Source organism: Mesorhizobium sp. BR1-1-2, assembly GCF_020165435.1.
Taxonomy (GTDB): domain Bacteria; phylum Pseudomonadota; class Alphaproteobacteria; order Rhizobiales; family Rhizobiaceae; genus Mesorhizobium.
Map to the genome: position 1 here is coordinate 186,626 of NZ_JAIUID010000009.1, position 17,569 is coordinate 204,194.

Sequence of the window (17,569 nt, forward strand, 5' to 3'; positions counted from 1 at the left end):
TAGGCGCTGTTCAGCGCCCGTAAGGCATCAATGCCGCCGTGGCGGCACCCGAGTAATTCACGTAGACCGTCTTCTTGCGCATGTAGCTCTCGAGCCCGTGTACGCCGTCGTCACCGCCCAATCCGCTCTCGCGGAAGCCGACATGAAAGCCCTGCAGCATTTCTGGCCCGATCCGGTTCACATAGATCTCGCCAAACGAAACCTCGTTGACGGCGTTCATGACGCGGCCCAGATCGTTGGTGAAAAGATAGGCCGACAGGCCATAGCGACTGGCATTGGTGATGCTGACGGCCTCCTCGAAGGTGTCGAAGGGCATGATCGGCACGACTGGGCCGAAGATTTCCCGCGTCATGATCGGCATGTCGGGCGTCACATCGGTCAATACGGTCGGATTGAGCCAGTAGCCGCCGTCGATAGGCGCCTTGGCCGGGCGTCCGCCGGCCAGAGCCAGCTTCGCGCCGCCAGCGACGGCTTCCGCCAGGACCAACTCGACCTTTTCCAATTCCTCACGGCTGACTTTGGGACCGATATCGGTATTCGCCTGCATCGGGTCCCCGACGACCAGCGACTTCGAGAACTCCACGAAGCGCGTGACGAACTGATCGTAAATCGAACGGTGAACGAGCGTGCGTTCGTTGCATATGCAGACCTGCCCGCAATTCATGTAGCGCGAGGTGGCTGCCGAACGCACCGCCAGGTCGAGATCGGCATCGGCCAGGACGATGAAGGGCGCCTTGCCGCCAAGCTCCAGCGAAACGGGCGTCAGGTTGCGCGAAGCATTCGCCATGATGCGCTTGCCGGTCGGCACGCTTCCGGTCATGGTGATGAGGTCGACGCCGGGTTCCGTGCACAGCACCTCGCCTATGGTTTCGCCTCGTCCTGTTATGATGTTGACCACGCCGTCCGGCACGCCCGCTTCCACAAAGATGCGAGCCATTTCGAGCGCCGAAAGCGGTGTGTCTTCATGCGGTTTGAGGACGATGGTGTCGCCGGCGATCATGGCGGGCGCCACCTTTCGGCTGACCAGGGCGCTCGGATAATTCCAGGGAATGATGGCGGCAACGACGCCTACGGGTACGCGCTGGATCCAGACCTGCTCTCCCGCGTAGTCGGATGGCAGGATCTCACCTTGAATGCGGCGGGCAAACTCGGCGTAATAGTCGAAGAACTCGGCCGCACCGCCGACTTCCCCCATGGCCTCATTGATCGGCTTGCCTTGTTCCCTGACGACCACCTCGGCCAGATGCCGGGCGTTCTGCCGGATCAAGACCGCGATCAGCTTCATGATCGCGGCACGGGCGAGGGGTGATTTGAGCCCCCAGGCTTTCTGCGCCTTACGGGCTGCCTCTATCGCCTGGCGAGCCTGATCCGGACTTGCCTCGGGCACGTCGACAAAAGCCTTGCCGTTGGCCGGATTGACCACCGGGCGCGTGCCGGCTTCGCCGGCGACAAATCTGCCGTCGATCAGCATGAGATGGGACTTCTCTACAGCCATGGTTCGATCCGCTTCTTCGTGCGTTGCAGGCGTGCCGGCGCCTAAGGTTTGGATTTTGCCGCGGCCATCTGGACGGCGAATTCGATCGCCTCGACCAGGCTGTCCTCGTTGGCGATCCCCTTGCCGGCGATATCGAAGGCCGTGCCGTGGTCGACGGAGGTGCGGATGATCGGAAGGCCGAGCGTGACATTGACACCGGAGAGCGCTTTCCACTCGCCGGTCGCGGGATCGACATTGAAGCCGAGCAGTTTCACCGGGACATGGCCCTGATCGTGATACATCGCGACCACGGCGTCATACTGACGGGCACGCAACTTGACGAAGACCGTGTCGCCCGGAACAGGTCCAGCCACGCTGAAATCGGGCGATGTGTAAGAGGCGACGACCGGGGTCGTGATGTCGATATCCTCACGACCGAAAATGCCGCCTTCGCCAGCGTGCGGGTTGAGCGCGGCAATCGCAATGCGCGGATGCGCAATGCCGAGGCCTTGCAATGCCTCGACAGTCAACTGGATCACCCGCCGCAATCGAGGTTCGGTCAGTTTCGATGGAACCTGAGCCAGCGCCACATGGGTCGAGACATGGCTGACGCGAAAATCGCCATGGGCAAGCATCATCACGGAATCGCGGGCGCCCGTCAGGTCCGCCAGCATGTCGGTGTGACCGGCATAATGATAGCCGGCCAGGTTGAGCGCTTCCTTGTTGAGGGGAGCCGTCACGATGCCCGCAATCGAGCCGGCCTGGGCCAGGCGAACTGCTTTTTCGATCGCGAGATAGGCGAGGCGCCCGCCTTCGGCCGACATGACGCCTGTCTCTATGGGTGTCCGCTCTGGTCCGGCCTCAAGAATGGCTACAGGCGGAAACGGTCTGGCGGCCGAAGCCGACGGTTCTTCCCGCTCGATACGTCCTGAAATGGACTCCATCGCGCGCATCGCGGCGACGCTGCCGATGATGAGAAGCGACAGTGACCCGTCGGCAAGGCGCGGTTTCAGCCGTGCGCATGCCTTCGCGATGATCTCGGGGCCGATGCCCGCGGGATCACCCATTGTGATGCCGAGCCTTGGACCAGACATAAACACCCCATATCGGTCAATTGTGATCATCTTCTAATCCTTCTAACCAGATATGCGCAATACTTTTCTTTCGCGATCATTCGCAATCAAATTTCACGGCTGATCGCGCTTCCGCCTCTCCCTCTGCGGCTGAAATCTCGACCGCACCCGGCTTCGCAGTGTGTTTTGACGCTATTTGACAAGCAGGGCGGATGTGGCGACGCTTCGCCGGCGACTGTCCTGATCAGGAACGCGCGAGAGCGGCGAGCCTGCAGAGCAGGGCGCTGTCACCGAACGCGCCCGATTTCGAAATCGTGGCCAGTCCTTCGAAAATGCCGCCTTTGATGACGGAAACCGGCAGCCCCGGCTCAATCTGGCTTTCGACCGTGAGTTCGACGGCGCCCAGGCTGTCGCACGCCGACCGCAATGTTTCGCCGCCAGTGACGAGCAACGTGCCGGGCCTTGGCAGGCCTTCGAGAAGCGAGGCAAACACCTTGCCGATATGATCCGCCACCGCGCGGCGATCACCCGATGCGGCGACGCTGACAATCGAAGGCGCGCCTTGCATCATCCGTTCCGCCAAGCGCTTTTTCGCTTTGTCGGTGTCGCGTTCAATAACGATATGCGCATCCGCATGCCGAGCGGCAAAGAGGGCCACCTGTCCCGCCGTGACCTCGTGATTTGTGCCGACAAGGCCAAGGAACGGCGCGGATAACGCTAGAGCAGGCTCCTGCGGTGCTTTCATGTGCCGGGCGAGTGCCGCCGCCAAGCCGCCCGTACCGACCCACAAGGTCCGTGCCTCCGGCATTCCGGCCGTTGCGACGATCTTGTCCAGGTCCGTGTCCGTTTCGGCATCGTAGAGGGTGATGAAATGAACCGGCCGTGCCCCCGGTGTTGAACGCCCGGCCGAAAAGCGCTGGCCGAGGTCGGCGAGGAGGTCGGGACCTACCATTTCGGGCCGATCGAGCCGCCATTGGCGTCCGACGCGCGTAACGCGCCCCTGAAATGGGAAAGCAGGCGCCAGCACAACGCGCTGGTACGTCCCCTTGGCGATGCAGGCTTCTATTTCGGCGATGACGTGACCGCGCAAAAGGCTGTCGATCTTCTTGAAACTCAATTGTCCGGCGGCGAGCCATGGCGCGAGCGCCCGGTGCCTCGCGACGGCCGTCGCCTCGGCGCCCTCTCGTGTGGCGACATCGACAGCCATGCGCTCCGAAAACGGACCGTCCAGTCGCCAGCTCACCCCAATGCCGTGGCCGGGCGATGCGAAGGAAACCGCGCTGTCCAGGGCGCCGGTCAGGTCGTCGGCTACGACCCGGATATCCACGCCCTCAAGAGCGCTCAACTGAAGAACCTGGACGGCTGACGCGCACGACGCGGACGTTCACATCGAGCGTGCGAAGATTGGTGAGGTGAGCTTGATCGATGCCCTCGTCGGTGATGATCTGGTGGATATCGGCCAGACGGCAGATGGTGCAGAAATTAGGGGCAGTGAACTTCGAATTGTCCGCAAGCACGACGACACGGCGCGCCGCCGCGATCATCGCCTGCTTCATCGCCGCGACCTCCAGCGAGGTCTCCGTGAGCATGTCCCCGGTGATGGCATGCGTTCCCAGGATGGCCACGTCGGCGTGGATGGTTCGCAGGAAATTCTCGCCGGGTTGGCCGACCAGGGTCAGAGAGCCTGGCTTGCAGGTGCCTCCCAGCATGACCAGGCGCACTTCCGGCACGGTTGCAAGTATCTGCGCGATCGCAAGACTGTTGGTGACGGCCGTAAGCGGGATAGGCGCCGCCGCGATGGCGCGGGCGACTTCCAGCACGGTCGTGCTGGCGTCGAAAATGACACTTTGGCCGGCGCGAAGTTCCGACATCATGGCGGCGCCGATGGCCTCTTTCTCGGCCCTGGCGAAATGCGCCGCAGTGGCGAGATCCGGCTCGAAGGTGGCGAGTTCCGTGCGTTGAAGCATCGCGCCGCCATGCGTTCGCTCCAGTGCTCCCTGCCGTTCAAGCGTCTCGAGATCGCGCCGGATGGTCGAAGGCGATGCGCCGATGAGGTCGATGAGTTCCTGAACGCCTACGGCTCCTTGTCGTTTAAGGCATTCGAGAATGAAGGCATGACGCTTGGCCGGAATCAAATCGACCCGCCCGCGCCCGCCATCGTCTTCCCATGATCCGGCGGACGCCGAGGGCGCCATGTCCTCCACCGCTGATTTCCGGACATTCCTTGCCACGTTTGTATCTCCGCACGGTGCCGCAAACGCGCTCGCCTGAATCACGGCAAGCGATATCCCGCAAATATCACGAATCCATCCAGTGAGCCCAATCGTTTGTCATTGTTGGTGGGCGAATTCCCACCGTTTTTGGCTTCATTGGAATTATTTTGACTGATTTTGACCGCATGTGCTAATCAAATGTGGTCAATCTTGGTCAGGAGAGATTGAAAAACCGAGCAGTTTTCGTCAAAAACTTTTCTGCGGCGGTAACGGCGCGGCAAATGGGGCGTGTAGAAGATGAAACGGCGCTTCATGATGCCGTTCTGCTGACGCGACCTGGAGACGACGTCTGTCCCGCCGGCCGAATGCTGTTGGCTCGGCGCTGGCTGGCAACTCGGCCGGCGGAGGATCTTTTGACGAAGGCGAGCCTCGTCGGAGTTCTCGATGTCTTGGGGCTTGCCCGGGATGACGAGACGGCGGCCGACTTGGCAGACGAGCTTACGCATCTTGCTGCGACCCGCGGCTGTCGGAACGATGATCGGCGCCTTCGAGGCCGTCGAGCGCCGAGGCCTTTCACGCACTTGTCGGGTCCTGGTTCGCCGACGCGCTGTTGGCACAGCGGCTGGGTTGACCGCACGTGGGTCCCGGGTGGCGAAGCCGCCAATGATCTTCATTCGAAATCCTTGCGGGCGATGTGATCTCGGCATAACATTCACGCACCCCAAGCATGACCCCACCGCTCCACTCGATCATTTCCAGGCTCCACCTGAAACAGCTGCGGCTCCTGGTCGCGCTAGGCGAGCACGGCTCGCTCCTGAAGGCCTCGCAGCAGGTCGCGTTGACGCAACCGGGCGCGAGCAAGGCATTGCAGGAAATCGAGACGACCTTCGGCACGCCGCTGTTCGTTCGCACCAATCGGGGCCTTGAGCCCAATGCCGTCGGCCATTGCGTCATCCGCTATGCGCGCCTGATCCAGACGGATCTCGCGCACCTGCGCGACGAGATCGTCGGAATCATGCGTGGCCAGGGCGGGCGGGTGGCGGCCGGCGTCATCATGGGCGCGGTGCCGCTGCTCACCGATGCCATCTCCGCGCTCGTTGCGCGGCAGGCCGACTTGTCCGTCGAGATCGTCGAGGACACCAGCGCCGCCCTGCTGGCCCAGCTCGACGCCGGCCGGCTCGACCTGGCGGTCTGCCGCACGACCATCAGCCAGGCGCCGCAGGTCTACGACAGCGTGAAGCTCCAGGATGAAACGCTCGCGGTGATCGCGAACGTCGGCCATCCGCTGCGGCACGCGAAGAAGCTCACCCTGCAGGAGCTGGCGCCATACCGATGGGTGGTATACCGCGCGAACATGCCGATGCGGCTCTTGCTCGAACGCGAATACCGCGATTGCGGGATCCGGTTCCCGCAGCACCTGCTCGAGACGACCTCCGCTTTTGCGACGCTGGCGCTGCTGCAGGCCAACCCGTCCTTCGTGGCCCTGGTGTCGATCGAAGTCGCGCAGTTCTTCGCGCACCGGCAGATGACGCGCATCCTGCCGCTGGCCCTGGCGTCGCGAAGCGAGGCCTATGAGCTCGTCACCCGCAAGGGGGCGTGGGTCCCGCCCGCCGCCAAACTGCTGATCGACGAATTGCTCCATCGCCAGTCCTGAGCATCAGGTCGGCGCGACCGCGCCGGTCAGCGCTGTATCCGCCAGGGCGTCGCCTTCGCCCTGAAAAAAGCATCGGAAGCGGCCTGTGGCGGTGATCTCGGCCGGTTCGTGTGCTATAACCAGCGCTCATTGCACGGCTCTCATCAACTACATCACCCAGATCCAGTTCGAGTTCGGCACTGACCTGGGCCTGCCGAGCGCTGACGGCGGCTACCGGGATGCCATCGCACACTGCATCGGGACCTTCCTGTCGCCCGCCTTCAATCCGCCCCGGACGGCATCGCCCTCGATGGGCTGAGACGCGCCTGGCGCAACATTGAGCGCGCAACGCGCCAGCCCGGCGACCGCGACGCGCGGCTGAACATGATGAGCGCGTCGATGCAAGGCGCGCTGGCGTCCCAGAAGGGGCTCGGGTGCGTGCACAGCCTGAGCCACTCGCTCGGCGGCATCGATCCGCGGCTGCATCGCGGCACGTTGAACGCGATCTTCCTGCCGGCCGTGATTGCATTCAACGGGAAGTAACCCGCGAGCCCGTAGGCGTCGTGAGCCTGATCACGCCCTGGAACTTCCCCATCGCGATCCCCGCCTGGAAGATCACCCCGGCCCTGGCCTGCGGCAACGTCGTGGTACTCAAGCCGGCCGATCTCGTGCCGGCAGCGCCTGGGCCATCGCCGACATCCTGCACCGCGCGTGCCGGCCAGCGGGAGTGTTCAACCTGGTGATGGGCCGCGGCTCCGAAAATTGGCCGGGTGCTGCTGGACGACAAACGCGTCAACGCGATCAGCTTCACCGGCTCGGTGGCCACCGGCCAGCGCATCGCGCAGGCCTGTGTCGCGCGCATGACCAAGTTCCCCATGCCGCCGGTGCTGGAATCACTGGCCGGGTCCGAGGAACAGATAGTCCCGCCGGACCGTGAGGCCTGGCGGGACTATTGTTGAGAGCTGCGGTCCTGCTAATACGAACTGGAGGCTGCGTGCCTTCCTGCGATGATGCCCTGAGAGAGAGCTCGACCGTTCCCGTGCTGACTGAATCCGCCAGCAGCTTCGCCGGCGGCGTAGAGGCCGGGAATCACCTGAGAGGCATAGTCGAGGACCTGGCTTGAGCCGTTGATGCGCAGGCCGGACCGGGCGTCGTGGATCACCGGCGTCGACCAGGCGGCATAGAAGGGGCCCCGTTGGATCTTGTATTGCGGTGTCGGTTTGCCGAAGTCGGCGTCGGCACCCGCGTCAACAAAGCTGTTGTAGCGCGTCACCGTGTTGACCAGGTTGCTTGCCGGCATGGGAACACGCTGATACGGCATGACGATCTTCTGTGCGAGTTCCTCCAGCGTGTTTGCCTGGAAGAAGAATCCATCAGGATCGACGAAGGGCGGCGCCACAGTCCATCTCTGGCGGGCCACGGCATCTGCATCGAAGATGGCCCAGATCGGGCCACCGCCGTTGTGGCCGTCGCCGATTCCAGCCAGAGCGGCGTTGATCCAGTTTTGTGGGTTGTATGTGATGTTCTTGGCGTTCAGGTAGCTGCCCTGAGTGTACGGGTTGACCGAGCCAGCGCTGTTCGTCCCGAATTGACCTCCCGTTTCGTCGTAGAACCGCCTCCCGATCATGTTTACGTGGATAACGTTCTGGTTGTTGACGTTGGCTAGTCCCGAAGCTTTCGCAAGGTGGAAGACAGGGCTATTGGGCCCCCACTGTAGGAACGAGTAGTTGTACCGCGTTCCGATGGCGGTTGGCTTGGTGATGTTAGTGCCGAACTCTCCAGTCTGGTTGTACGTGCCCGCGAGGGACGCGCCGACATTCAGCCCTGCGAGTATGCCGCTGGCATCTTGGAAGGAATAGGGCTCGCCAGCGACGCCGCAGTACTCCGCGGTGAGCCGCGGGTCGAACTGTCGGCGGTATTCCACATTCCCGTTTCCGCCGCCACTCGCGATCACTACGCCCTTGCGTGCATGAATGTTAACGAGGCGGCCTTGATTAGAGGCTACGACCCCGACCACGCCCGCTTTCGTCCGGAGCAGCGACTCCAAACGGCAATTCAGCAGGATCTTCACGCCACGCGCCTTTGCCGCGGCCTCCAGCGGATATATGAAGCCGGGTCCTTGAGACGTCGTCCGCTGCTGGCTTGCGGCTACCGGCAAGCCGGTCCGGACCGAGACGTAGTTCATGATCGCCGTATGCATCATACGGTTCACCGAGTTGCCGACCTCATTGCCGCCGACATTGTCGGGCGTGGATTTCGTCCACACGACGCCATGGCGGACCAGGAAGTTGTAAAGGTCGACGTTGACGTCGGCAAATGCCCGGATCAGCTCGCGATCGTTATAGCGGTAGCTCGGAAAGCCGTTCGCCTGGACGATGGACCAGTCGGTGAGGTCGCGATACAGGAGGTCTGGCGAGTCCGCGATGCCGGCCGCCATCTGGGCAGCGGTTCCGCCTCCCAGGGGAATGTTGCCTGAGCTGACGATGCCACGTCCCCCGATGTGCGGTTGCGCTTCGAGGACAATAACCGACGCGCCGGCCTCTGCGGCGGCGACTGCGGCCCCGAGGCCCGCCGAGCCGCAACCCACAACGACGATATCGGCTACGCGCGGGTCCGCGGCATTGGCAATGCTCGGCTGCAATATGCTGCTGGCCACCCCTGCGGCGGCGATTCCGGCACCGGCCTTCAACAATGAGCGTCGGCTGACTGTCATTACGTTCTCCTCCTGATATTTCTAGACCAGCGCATTCGGGCCAGCGCATTCGGGATTGCATGAATCTCGGCCTGAACAGCGAAACTCATTAGTCGTGATCGTCGTAGAGACTTTGGCCGACCGGAGTATTGCAGCATTCGCTCGCGCGACAACTGAGAAGATGTGATCTCGGTATAACATTTACGCAACCCAGGCATGACCCCACCGGCCCCACTCGATCATTTCCAGGCTCCACCTGAAACAGCTGCGGCTCCTGGTCGCGCTGGGCGAGCACGGCTCGCTCCTGAAGGCCTCGCAGCAGGTCGCGTTGACGCAAACGGGCGCGAGCAAGGCATTGCAGGAAATCGAGACGACACCCGGTCCAGCTTTTCGGTCCCCTTCCTGCTGCGGCTCGATGAACTGTCGAAGCTGGGCGAGGACATCACAGAGACGTTGGTGGTTCCGCGGCAGTGGAAGGTGATCCAGACGGTGCGCGAGAAGTTCTCGTGCCGTGAATGCGAGAAGATCACGCAGCCGGCGCTTTTCCACGTGACGTCGCGCGGCCGGACGAGGAGGTCTTGCCGACCCCCTGCCGTGGTACAGCCCTGCGGAGTTCAGAAGCCGATGCCGTAGCGCTGCAGACACGGCGCGAGCGCATCAGCCGCGCCGCAACGCGCGGGCAACTCGACGCGCAGCCGCGCATAGGCCCATTGCCGCCAGGGACGCGGAGAACTGCCGGATATCTCGATGCGCACGAGTGACGGCATGCGGTTGATGCTTGTCCATTCGGGGCTGAGCGCGCCGTCCGGCCCGGCATAGCTGAACGAAAGCTTCAGATCGCCGCGCACCAGCGGAAGATCCTCCCCGCCCCCGTCCCTCATGTGATCGCGGCGGGCACGAATGAGGGCCCCGTCGGCTCCGGCCTGACCCATCGAATAGGTGATGTCATCAACTCCCGCCCGCGGCTCGTAGCCGAGCGCCGGGCGCTCGAAGGTGACCTCGTCGGCATGGCCGGTGAAGCGGATCGCAACGGCTCCTTCGGGGTTGGAATAGCCGGGCTGCGCCGCCTCCAGATCCTCGACCATCCGGTCGAGAATCACCGCCACCGTGTCCTCCTGCCCGCCTCTCGCGATCATCCCCTGCCATTGGCGCAGCCAGGTTCCGGTGTAGAATGCCAGCCCGCCAAACAGCATCGTCGCAAGCACCAGCGAAGCCAATGCCTCGATCAGCGTGAAGCCGGCCCGAGCGCTGCGTTTCCTCGTCATTGCCGCTTGCCGAGGCGCACGGTCTGCATCGCGTCGTCATCCGATCCGTCGGTGCTGCGAACGGTGACGGAGTAAAGCTGCCATCCGGCCCGAGCCAGCGCAGCGCCGCGTTCGAAGCGGTACGGTTCCACGATGACCGTGAAGTCTCCGATCTCGCGCCGGCCCGTTCGCAACGGGTTAAGGGTCATGGCCGCCGCCATGGCAGCCTGCATGCCGACACGGCGTTCGGTCGATCGTTCCAGACCCGCGAACGCACCTGCGGTGCCCGTGATCATGCGCGCGATCGGAACGATCAGCAGCACGGCGACGGCAAGCGAGGCCAGAACCTCGATCAGCGTGAAGCCGCGTCTGCGCCGTGCTGTCATTTCGGGCTCATTTCCACGCGGCCGGTCAACCAGTCGACGCGCAGTTCGATCTCCCGGCCGCTGGCGGACAGTGTCATGACGCCCCCACACGACCGTCCGTCGGCAAGGAAGCGCAAGGCCCTGGTTCCGCCTCGTATGGGACACCGGTCCGACGTGACCCAGTTCATGGCCACCCCATCCCTGATCGAGATCGGATTGGCGCCATCCACCTGGATGCGTTTGTTTCCCGGATCGACCCTCACGTCGGCGACGCTGCCCGTGGTCAGCGCCTTCGCTCTGCCCTTGCGGAACTCCCCGCTGACGCGAACCGCCTCGCCAGAAAGCTCGGCAGCCCCGATGCTGGAACGCGGGCGCGGCATCAGCACGAAGGCCGCGAGGGCGACGATCGCAAGCGCCGCGACCACGTCGAGCAGCACGACACCGCGCTGCGCACTTTTGCGGTTGCTGTTGCCCTTAGGGCTGGGCGGACACATTGGAGCCGCGCCCACCGGGCCCGTCGGTGGTGATGTTGAACGTCTTTCCGTCGCTTGCGTATCTGTATTCATGGCCCCACGGATCGGTCGGAACGGTCTCGCCGCGAACGTATGGCCCGTTCCAGACCTGGATGGTCGAGGGCTTGCGAATCAGGGCTCCCAGGCCCTCGGCCTGCACCGGATAACGGCCGACATCGATGTAGAAGATGTCGAGCGCGCTGGAAAACGCCTCGATCTGAAGCTTCGCCGCGCGCACGCGCGAGTCGGACAACTGCGCGAGAACACGAGGACCGACGAGCGCCGAGATCAGGCCGATGATGGCCAGCACGACCAGCATCTCGATCAGCGTAAAGCCCGCCCTGCGGCGCCGGGCACGCTTGCCCTGTATGAGATGGGGACCAACTGCGATATGAACGCTCATGCAAACAGCCTCCTAGCGGACCATGTCGTTGAAGGACATGAGGGTGGACATGATCGACACGATCATACCACCGATCAAGATACTGATGGTTGCCACTGCCGCAGGGCCGACAAGCCCGACGATACGGGACAGCGAACGCTCCAGCCGCACTTCATAGAAGTCGGCGACACGATAGGCCAGCCCTGCGAGTTCGCCACTTTGCTCGCCGAGCCTCAACATGCGCACCGCCAGCGGGGGAAGCTGAAGAATCTCAAGCGCATGGCCAAGCCTATTCCCCTGCCTCAGCGCGTCGGACGCCTGCTGCGCGCGTGCCCGCGCGGCCTCGCCGTGGTCGATGGTATCGCTGATGAGCTTGAAAGCCACAGGAACCGCCACGCCGGTCTCGACCATGATGCCCAGTAGACGGGCGAAGCGCCCCGTCCGATAGCTCCCCGGTATCTCCGACAGAAGCGGAAGTTTCTTGGCGAAACCCCAAAGCCATGCCCAGAGCAGGCCCCGCCGCGCCGCCACGAACCCCAGCAATACGAGTATCGAAGCCGCAAGCAAAAGGACCAGCCCATAAGCGCGCAGGAAATTCGAGACCGCGAACATCACCACCATCAGCGTGTCCTTCTTGCCGCTCTGCATGATCATCGGTTCGAACTGAGGAACGACCCCCACCAGAAAGAACACCAGTACGCAGATCGTGCCGGCAAACAGGACTGCCGGATACCGCAGCGCCTCACTGACTTTGGCCTGCAATGCCTCGAAATGCTGGCGCTCCTGCACGATGCGCGACAGGAGGGTGGGTAACTTGCCGGAGGTCTCCGCGACACGAACCATGGCGACCTGGAACGCCGGGAACAGAGCGGGCCAGGCTTCCAGCGCTCTGGAGAACGAGTTGCCCGACGCCAGGTCGGTGCGAATGCCGGCAACCACGGGCTGAAGCCTGCCGCTGTCGAATTCCTTTTCCATGATCGCCAGCGCTTCGTCGATCCGGATCCCCGCATTCAGCATGATCGACAAGTCGGAGAGCAGCCGCGTGACCTGCGCCGCCGGTATCCGGGTCGAAAACAGCGGTGCGCGCGATGCTGACTGCCTCTGCTCGACACTTACCGGGATCAGCCCGCGCGCCCCGAGCTTCTGGACGGCATCGTCGGAGTCGGACGCATCGATCCGCCCGAGTTCGAGACGACCCTCGCCATTCAAAGCCTTGTATGCGAATGCCGTGGAGACCATGGAGGCCAAATTTCCTAACTGTACGCCTCTACTGAAGACGTTCGTTCCTGATTGCTGTCTGTGAAGAGACTCGCTCCATTGATCCCTGCCGGAGCCTCGGAATGTGCGACCGCTCCATTTGGATCAACCCCCTGAAGGCGTGGGCACCGGCTCTTCCGGTGGCAACATTTGTTCACCGCTTGCCTCATCCGAAAACCGCAGCGAGGCGCGCCCTCCCGCTCCATCGAGCTTGACTTCAAACTGGCCGACTGCCTTCAGGGTCCAGCCTTCCCGGCTTTCCCCCGTGCGCAGCGTGAAGGCCGCCAGTTCGGCTGGGGTGGTGAAGGTCGCGCTGTTGAGCCTTTCCGACCGCACGATGCCAACCAATTGCCAATCGGGCGCCGCGGCAGGCGGCGGCTCGGGTTCCGGCTCGGGCGGCATGACAACAGGTTCCGGCTCGGCGGCGGCGAACGGGATCGGGGCAGTCCGGTTCGGCGAGAACAGGGGCCGATCCCGAAGCGCCGCATAGTCGCTCACCGGGCGTTTCCTTATCGGCAGCGCTTCCGTACCGAAGGACAGGTTCGAGGAGGCCGCGAATGCGGCGAGCATGAGGGTCGCGCGCAGCAGGGACATCATGACTGGGGTCCCTTCTCCCGGAAGGCCGACAGCGTGACGTTCAGCGACAACGGCCGATCCATGGAACTCGAGGTCTGATCTCCCCCCGACAGATCAACTTTTCGGTTCAACCGAAGCCTGAAGCTATCAACGACCATAACGGGCGAACCTGCCTCGATGGCATACATGAGGTCGGGCAGCGATTGCTCCATAACCTCGATATCGGCAGTTAAACGAATGCGCTCCAAAGACTCCAACTGAGGATCGCCTATATCGGCGACCTGACCGTCGGCGGGAACATCGACGCGCCGGATAACGGCGCCCACGCGTTCCACGCGGTTGGAAAGCAGACGCTGGAATTCGGCCGAGACGAGCCCACTGGTTTGCGCATCGAGAAGAATCTTGCCCTCGCCGGGATCCAGAGCCTGGTTCGCGCCTTGGGGAACCGGGGAAGTGGACGCCTTGCTTTCGAGCAAGGCGGTACGTTCCTCATAGAGCGCCAGCGCGCCCGCTTCCGCGCGCCAGGACAGCAGCGTATCGGCGACGAGTACAAGAGCTCCGACGACCAGCAGGGCCATGACGACCAGGGATTGAAGCCGCGTGTCGCGCCACAGGGGTGTCGTCCTCATCGCAGCGAACCTCCCGTGCGGATGAGCGGGCGGGTGTCGACCTCGAACTCCGAGGTAACGCCATCCTCGCCGCGCAGGGCCGATCCGACCAGCTTGCTGTCTTCGAAGCGCCCCGACGATTCCAGCGCGGTGAGCACTTCGGGTACATCCATTGTCCGGCCCGAGAGACGCATGCGCCCATCGGTGAAGGACACCTCAACGGCATAGGAATGCGTCGGCAAAACCTCAGCCAGATCGTTTAATGCTCCCAGCGCGCTTATCGCGTCGTCCTTGATATTCAGCGCCTCCTGCTCCGGCGCTGTTTCAGCCTTGTCCGGAGTCGCTGCCAGCGCGATTGCCTGTCGCGCCTTCTCGGCCCGGATCTCGACGGCGGCGCGGCGCTCGGCATAACTGTTCTGGATCATCGGCCGCGCTGCCAGAGCCGCGACGACAGCGACCAAGCTTACGCCCAGAGCTCCGGCAAGGACAACCTTTATCCGGCTACGCGCGCCGGCGACCCGGCGCCGCTGTGTCAATACTTCCACGGCATCGCCTTCCGGAAACGGCGCCGAGATCACGACCTGGCGGGCTTCGGCCACATTCAGGCAGGCCAAGGCGGCAGCGACACGCGACCTCGGAACGATCGCGACGGCGACGGTGATCTGCCGCGTCTCACGGCTGATCCCGAGGACCCTGTGGCCGAAATAGATATCGGAAGCAGGCAATGGCGAAAGCGCGCCCATCCGCGACGTAACGATGCCTTCGACATGGCTGGCAGCCTCCATCGGCAGTTCGATCCGGCGCGCGATCACCCAACTCGCCGGGATGCCGAGATGGACCGCCTTTCCATTCACCGCGGTGCGCAATGCGGCCGGCGCCTGCGTGTCTGGAGAAATCGGTATCAACAGGGGTGCTGACGGCTTTCGGCTGGTCGCCGGCTCGATTTCAAGCGCGCTCCCATCGTCCGCGACCCGCGCGACCACGCGGCTGCCGGACTTGACGCGCGCGAGTTCATCCAGCAGGGAGGCCGGTCCCGCGATCCAGTCATCGATGCCGCGGATCGCCGCGCTGAAAGGATAAGCCATTCCGGTCAAATCCCAGAGCAGAAGTCGGCACCGGATCTGGAGTTCCGTCGCCCGCGTGAATACAAATGATAGCGCATCTTCAGGCCCTAATTCCAGATCAGTCGCAGTTCTTCGCCAATCGAGCACCGACCTTGAACGCAAACCCAAGTAGGAACTGTCCTAATGGTTGTCGCGCGGCACGCCGCTGGTGACGGCGATGTTCTGGTACTTCACCGCCGGCTTCAGAACCATTCCCTCGGACAACTGGTCAACCATTGACCGCTGGATCTCCTGCCAGGGTGTCTGATGCTTCGGATATGCATAGCCGCCCGCGTTTTGCAGGTCGACGCGACGGCGCTTGATCTCGTCGTCCGACACGAGGATGTCGGCGGTCCCCTTGCGCAGGTCGATGCGTACCCGGTCACCCGTACGCAGTAGCGCAAGGCCACCACCGACGGCCGCCTCGGGCGAGGCGTTGAGGATCGATGGAGAGCCGGAAGTGCCGGACTGACGGCCATCGCCGATGCAGGGAAGCGAGTGGATGCCCGCCTTCAGCAGGTAGGCCGGCGGCTGCATGTTCACGACTTCGGCGCCGCCCGGATAACCGACTGGGCCGGCTCCGCGCATGAACAGGATGGTATTCTCGTTCAGACCGAGTGACGGATCCTCAATGCGACGGTGGTAGTCTTCCGGACCGTCGAAGACGACGGCGACGCCCTCGAAGGCATCGGGGTCTTGCGGATTTGACAGATAGCGGTCGCGAAACTCCGGCGAGATGACCGATGTCTTCATGATTGCGGAATCGAACAGATTGCCTTTCAGGTTGATGAAGCCGGCATCCTTCCTGAGCGGATTGGCCACGGTACGGATGACCTTGCCATCGAGATTCTCCGCCGTAGCGCAATTGTCGCCGATCGTGCGCCCGTTGGCGGTCATGGCTCCAGGGTGCGGCAGCAAGCCGGCCTTCATCAGCTCTGCCACCACGGCCGGCACACCGCCCGCATGATGATAGTCCTCGCCGAGATATTCACCGGCCGGCTGGAGATTTACGATCAGCGGAACGTGGTGACCGACCTTCTGCCAGTCATCGACGGTCAGCGACACGCCGAGATGCCGCGCGATGGCGTTGAGGTGGATCGGCGCATTGGTTGAGCCGCCGATGGCAGAATTGACGACGATGGCGTTCTCGAAGGATTCCCGAGTCATGATGTCGGAGGGTTTCAAGTCCTCGCGCACCATGTCGACGATCCGCTTGCCGGTTTGGTAGGCGATCTGGCCGCGCTCGCGATAGGGTGCTGGAATGGCGGCGGAGCCCGGCAATTGCATGCCGAGCGCCTCGGCCAGCGAGTTCATCGTCGTCGCTGTGCCCATCGTGTTGCAGTAGCCGACGGACGGCGCCGATGAAGCGACGATGTCCATGAACTGGTCGTAGTCGATCTCTCCTGCCGCCAGCCTTTCGCGTGACTTCCACACGACCGTGCCGGAGCCGGTGCGTTCGCCCTTGTGCCAGCCGTTCAGCATCGGGCCGACGGACAGCGCTATGGCTGGAATATTGACGGTGGCCGCGGCCATCAGCAGCGCCGGGGTGGTCTTGTCGCAGCCGATGGTCAGCACGACGCCATCCAGCGGATAGCCATAAAGCAACTCGACGAGAGCGAGATAGGCGAGGTTGCGGTCGAGCGCGGCGGTGGGCCGCTTGCCTGTCTCTTGGATCGGATGGACCGGGAATTCCAGCGGTGCCCCGCCGGCGGCCACAATGCCGTCGCGCACGCGCTTGGCGAGCTCGATATGATGCCGGTTGCAAGGCGACAGGTCCGAGCCTGTCTGGGCGATGCCGATAATCGGCTTTCCGGACTGCAGTTCTTCGCGGGTCAGCCCATAGTTCAGGTAGCGTTCGAGGTAGAGCGCCGTCATGCCGGGATTGTCCGGATTGTCGAACCACTCGCGCGAGCGCAGCCGCTTCGCACCATTGGTCTTGGACATTTACACCTCCCAGAACCGCCGTTTGGCCATCGATATGGCATCGGCAATTGTCGAACAAGTACCCTCAGTCGGCTATCTGGACAAATTGCCCATTTTGTGGATTCAGATATGTGGACAAGTTGCCCATTTTGTGGATTGTAGTGAGATTTGAACGATACGGCAACCGCGCATATGCGCCGCGTGCCGGGGGAGGGTAGCCAAGCGTGAGTCGGATCATCTTCATTCCCGCCGAGGGTGGCTCGGGCGAACCCCGTGTCGCGGCGTCGCCCGACACGGTGAAGCGCATAGCCGCCCTTGGCTTCGACGTGGTGGTTGAGAGTGGAGCGGGCACTCTGTCCCGCATCGTCGACGAAGACTACGCGAAGGCCGGTGCCACCATTGGTTCCGTATCCGATGCGGCCCGTGCGGATGTGATTCTGAGGGTGCGCCGGCCGACGGATGCGGAGCTGAAGAGCTACAAGAGCGGCGCGGCGGTCATCGCCATCATGGATCC

General features: G+C 63.2%; 18 protein-coding genes and 4 pseudogenes. 8 read left to right on the top strand and 14 right to left on the bottom strand.

Features of this window, described 5'->3' with window-relative positions:
• Positions 1-10: 10 nt before the first annotated feature.
• From aldA to LB551_RS21060, 4 genes are all read right to left on the bottom strand, one after another.
• A complete protein-coding gene (gene aldA / locus LB551_RS21045) occupies positions 11-1,495 on the bottom strand; it encodes an aldehyde dehydrogenase (RefSeq protein WP_224625036.1) in 1,485 nt (494 codons plus the stop codon).
• Positions 1,496-1,536: 41 nt separating this feature from the next.
• A complete protein-coding gene (gene pdxA, locus LB551_RS21050; protein ID WP_224625037.1) occupies positions 1,537-2,568 on the bottom strand; it encodes a 4-hydroxythreonine-4-phosphate dehydrogenase PdxA in 1,032 nt (343 codons plus the stop codon).
• 223 nt (positions 2,569-2,791) lie between these two features.
• Positions 2,792-3,874, bottom strand: coding sequence for a four-carbon acid sugar kinase family protein (locus tag LB551_RS21055; protein WP_224625056.1), 1,083 nt, complete (start codon positions 3,872-3,874; stop codon positions 2,792-2,794).
• A 4-nt stretch (positions 3,875-3,878) separates the two neighbouring features.
• A complete protein-coding gene (locus tag LB551_RS21060; RefSeq protein WP_318012661.1) occupies positions 3,879-4,778 on the bottom strand; it encodes a DeoR/GlpR family DNA-binding transcription regulator in 900 nt (299 codons plus the stop codon).
• A 263-nt stretch (positions 4,779-5,041) separates the two neighbouring features.
• Between LB551_RS21060 and LB551_RS21065 the strand changes: the two genes are divergently transcribed.
• From LB551_RS21065 to LB551_RS21085, 5 genes and pseudogenes are all read left to right on the top strand, one after another.
• Positions 5,042-5,458: a DUF1403 family protein gene (locus LB551_RS21065; RefSeq protein WP_318012745.1), complete on the top strand. Its 417-nt coding sequence runs from the start codon at positions 5,042-5,044 to the stop codon at positions 5,456-5,458.
• Between the two features lie 29 nt (positions 5,459-5,487).
• Entirely contained in the window at positions 5,488-6,414 is a 927-nt protein-coding gene (locus tag LB551_RS21070) for a LysR family transcriptional regulator (RefSeq protein WP_140552714.1), read from the top strand.
• Positions 6,415-6,499: 85 nt separating this feature from the next.
• Positions 6,500-6,712 (top strand): hypothetical protein, encoded by a 213-nt coding sequence (locus LB551_RS21075; RefSeq protein WP_224625038.1) that lies wholly within the window; start codon positions 6,500-6,502, stop codon positions 6,710-6,712.
• A complete protein-coding gene (locus LB551_RS21080) occupies positions 6,709-6,936 on the top strand; it encodes an iron-containing alcohol dehydrogenase (RefSeq protein ID WP_263495965.1) in 228 nt (75 codons plus the stop codon). Before LB551_RS21075 ends, LB551_RS21080 begins: the two co-directional genes overlap by 4 nt.
• Positions 6,828-7,352: pseudogene (locus LB551_RS21085) on the top strand (aldehyde dehydrogenase family protein). The gene LB551_RS21080 and the pseudogene LB551_RS21085 overlap by 109 nt, the downstream one beginning before the upstream one ends.
• A gap of 14 nt (positions 7,353-7,366) precedes the next feature.
• Here LB551_RS21085 and LB551_RS21090 read toward each other — a convergent pair.
• A complete protein-coding gene (locus LB551_RS21090; protein ID WP_140552763.1) occupies positions 7,367-9,106 on the bottom strand; it encodes an FAD-dependent oxidoreductase in 1,740 nt (579 codons plus the stop codon).
• Positions 9,107-9,350: 244 nt separating this feature from the next.
• On the opposite strand from LB551_RS21090, the pseudogene LB551_RS30140 reads away from it, so the two are divergent.
• A pseudogene (locus LB551_RS30140) lies at positions 9,351-9,446 on the top strand (hypothetical protein); the annotation flags it as partial.
• Between the two features lie 39 nt (positions 9,447-9,485).
• Positions 9,486-9,649, top strand: a pseudogene (locus LB551_RS29955) (IS66 family transposase zinc-finger binding domain-containing protein); the annotation flags it as partial.
• 50 nt (positions 9,650-9,699) lie between these two features.
• On the opposite strand, the gene LB551_RS21100 reads toward LB551_RS29955, so the two are convergent.
• The 9 genes from LB551_RS21100 to LB551_RS21140 all read right to left on the bottom strand — a co-directional run bounded on the left by LB551_RS21100 (position 9,700) and on the right by LB551_RS21140 (position 17,076).
• Entirely contained in the window at positions 9,700-10,350 is a 651-nt protein-coding gene (locus LB551_RS21100; protein ID WP_224625039.1) for a type II secretion system protein J, read from the bottom strand.
• Positions 10,347-10,715: a type II secretion system protein J gene (locus LB551_RS21105; protein ID WP_224625040.1), complete on the bottom strand. Its 369-nt coding sequence runs from the start codon at positions 10,713-10,715 to the stop codon at positions 10,347-10,349. The genes LB551_RS21100 and LB551_RS21105 overlap by 4 nt, the downstream gene beginning before the upstream one ends.
• Positions 10,712-11,188, bottom strand: a complete 477-nt coding sequence (locus LB551_RS21110) for a hypothetical protein (RefSeq protein WP_224625041.1) — start codon at positions 11,186-11,188, stop codon at positions 10,712-10,714. Before LB551_RS21110 ends, LB551_RS21105 begins: the two co-directional genes overlap by 4 nt.
• On the bottom strand, positions 11,169-11,609 hold the full coding sequence (gspG, locus tag LB551_RS21115) for a type II secretion system major pseudopilin GspG (RefSeq protein ID WP_224625042.1): 441 nt from the start codon (positions 11,607-11,609) through the stop codon (positions 11,169-11,171). The genes LB551_RS21110 and gspG overlap by 20 nt, the downstream gene beginning before the upstream one ends.
• 12 nt (positions 11,610-11,621) lie before the next feature.
• Positions 11,622-12,827, bottom strand: a complete 1,206-nt coding sequence (locus tag LB551_RS21120; RefSeq protein ID WP_140552709.1) for a type II secretion system F family protein — start codon at positions 12,825-12,827, stop codon at positions 11,622-11,624.
• A gap of 123 nt (positions 12,828-12,950) precedes the next feature.
• Complete coding sequence (locus LB551_RS21125; protein ID WP_224625043.1) at positions 12,951-13,442, bottom strand: hypothetical protein; 492 nt, start codon at positions 13,440-13,442, stop codon at positions 12,951-12,953.
• Positions 13,439-14,050 (bottom strand): type II secretion system protein GspM, encoded by a 612-nt coding sequence (gspM, locus tag LB551_RS21130; protein ID WP_224625044.1) that lies wholly within the window; start codon positions 14,048-14,050, stop codon positions 13,439-13,441. Before gspM ends, LB551_RS21125 begins: the two co-directional genes overlap by 4 nt.
• On the bottom strand, positions 14,047-15,261 hold the full coding sequence (locus tag LB551_RS21135; protein ID WP_224660338.1) for a PilN domain-containing protein: 1,215 nt from the start codon (positions 15,259-15,261) through the stop codon (positions 14,047-14,049). The genes gspM and LB551_RS21135 overlap by 4 nt, the downstream gene beginning before the upstream one ends.
• A 12-nt stretch (positions 15,262-15,273) precedes the next feature.
• The gene (locus tag LB551_RS21140; protein ID WP_224625046.1) at positions 15,274-17,076 is read right to left on the bottom strand and encodes an IlvD/Edd family dehydratase; all 1,803 of its coding nucleotides are present in this window, start codon (positions 17,074-17,076) and stop codon (positions 15,274-15,276) included.
• A gap of 203 nt (positions 17,077-17,279) precedes the next feature.
• Here LB551_RS21140 and LB551_RS21145 point away from each other — a divergent pair.
• Positions 17,280-17,569: pseudogene (locus LB551_RS21145) on the top strand (NAD(P)(+) transhydrogenase (Re/Si-specific) subunit alpha); the annotation flags it as partial.

Coding starts and splice junctions, on each gene's coding strand:
- aldA (WP_224625036.1), bottom strand. CDS start 1,495: ATGGCTGTAGAGAAGTCCCATCTCATGCTGATCGACGGCAGATTTGTC.
- pdxA (WP_224625037.1), bottom strand. CDS start 2,568: ATGTCTGGTCCAAGGCTCGGCATCACAATGGGTGATCCCGCGGGCATC.
- LB551_RS21065 (WP_318012745.1), top strand. CDS start 5,042: ATGGGGCGTGTAGAAGATGAAACGGCGCTTCATGATGCCGTTCTGCTG.
- LB551_RS21070 (WP_140552714.1), top strand. CDS start 5,488: ATGACCCCACCGCTCCACTCGATCATTTCCAGGCTCCACCTGAAACAG.
- LB551_RS21090 (WP_140552763.1), bottom strand. CDS start 9,106: ATGACAGTCAGCCGACGCTCATTGTTGAAGGCCGGTGCCGGAATCGCC.
- LB551_RS21100 (WP_224625039.1), bottom strand. CDS start 10,350: ATGACGAGGAAACGCAGCGCTCGGGCCGGCTTCACGCTGATCGAGGCA.
- LB551_RS21105 (WP_224625040.1), bottom strand. CDS start 10,715: ATGACAGCACGGCGCAGACGCGGCTTCACGCTGATCGAGGTTCTGGCC.
- LB551_RS21110 (WP_224625041.1), bottom strand. CDS start 11,188: ATGTGTCCGCCCAGCCCTAAGGGCAACAGCAACCGCAAAAGTGCGCAG.
- gspG (WP_224625042.1), bottom strand. CDS start 11,609: ATGAGCGTTCATATCGCAGTTGGTCCCCATCTCATACAGGGCAAGCGT.
- LB551_RS21120 (WP_140552709.1), bottom strand. CDS start 12,827: ATGGTCTCCACGGCATTCGCATACAAGGCTTTGAATGGCGAGGGTCGT.
- LB551_RS21125 (WP_224625043.1), bottom strand. CDS start 13,442: ATGATGTCCCTGCTGCGCGCGACCCTCATGCTCGCCGCATTCGCGGCC.
- gspM (WP_224625044.1), bottom strand. CDS start 14,050: ATGAGGACGACACCCCTGTGGCGCGACACGCGGCTTCAATCCCTGGTC.
- LB551_RS21140 (WP_224625046.1), bottom strand. CDS start 17,076: ATGTCCAAGACCAATGGTGCGAAGCGGCTGCGCTCGCGCGAGTGGTTC.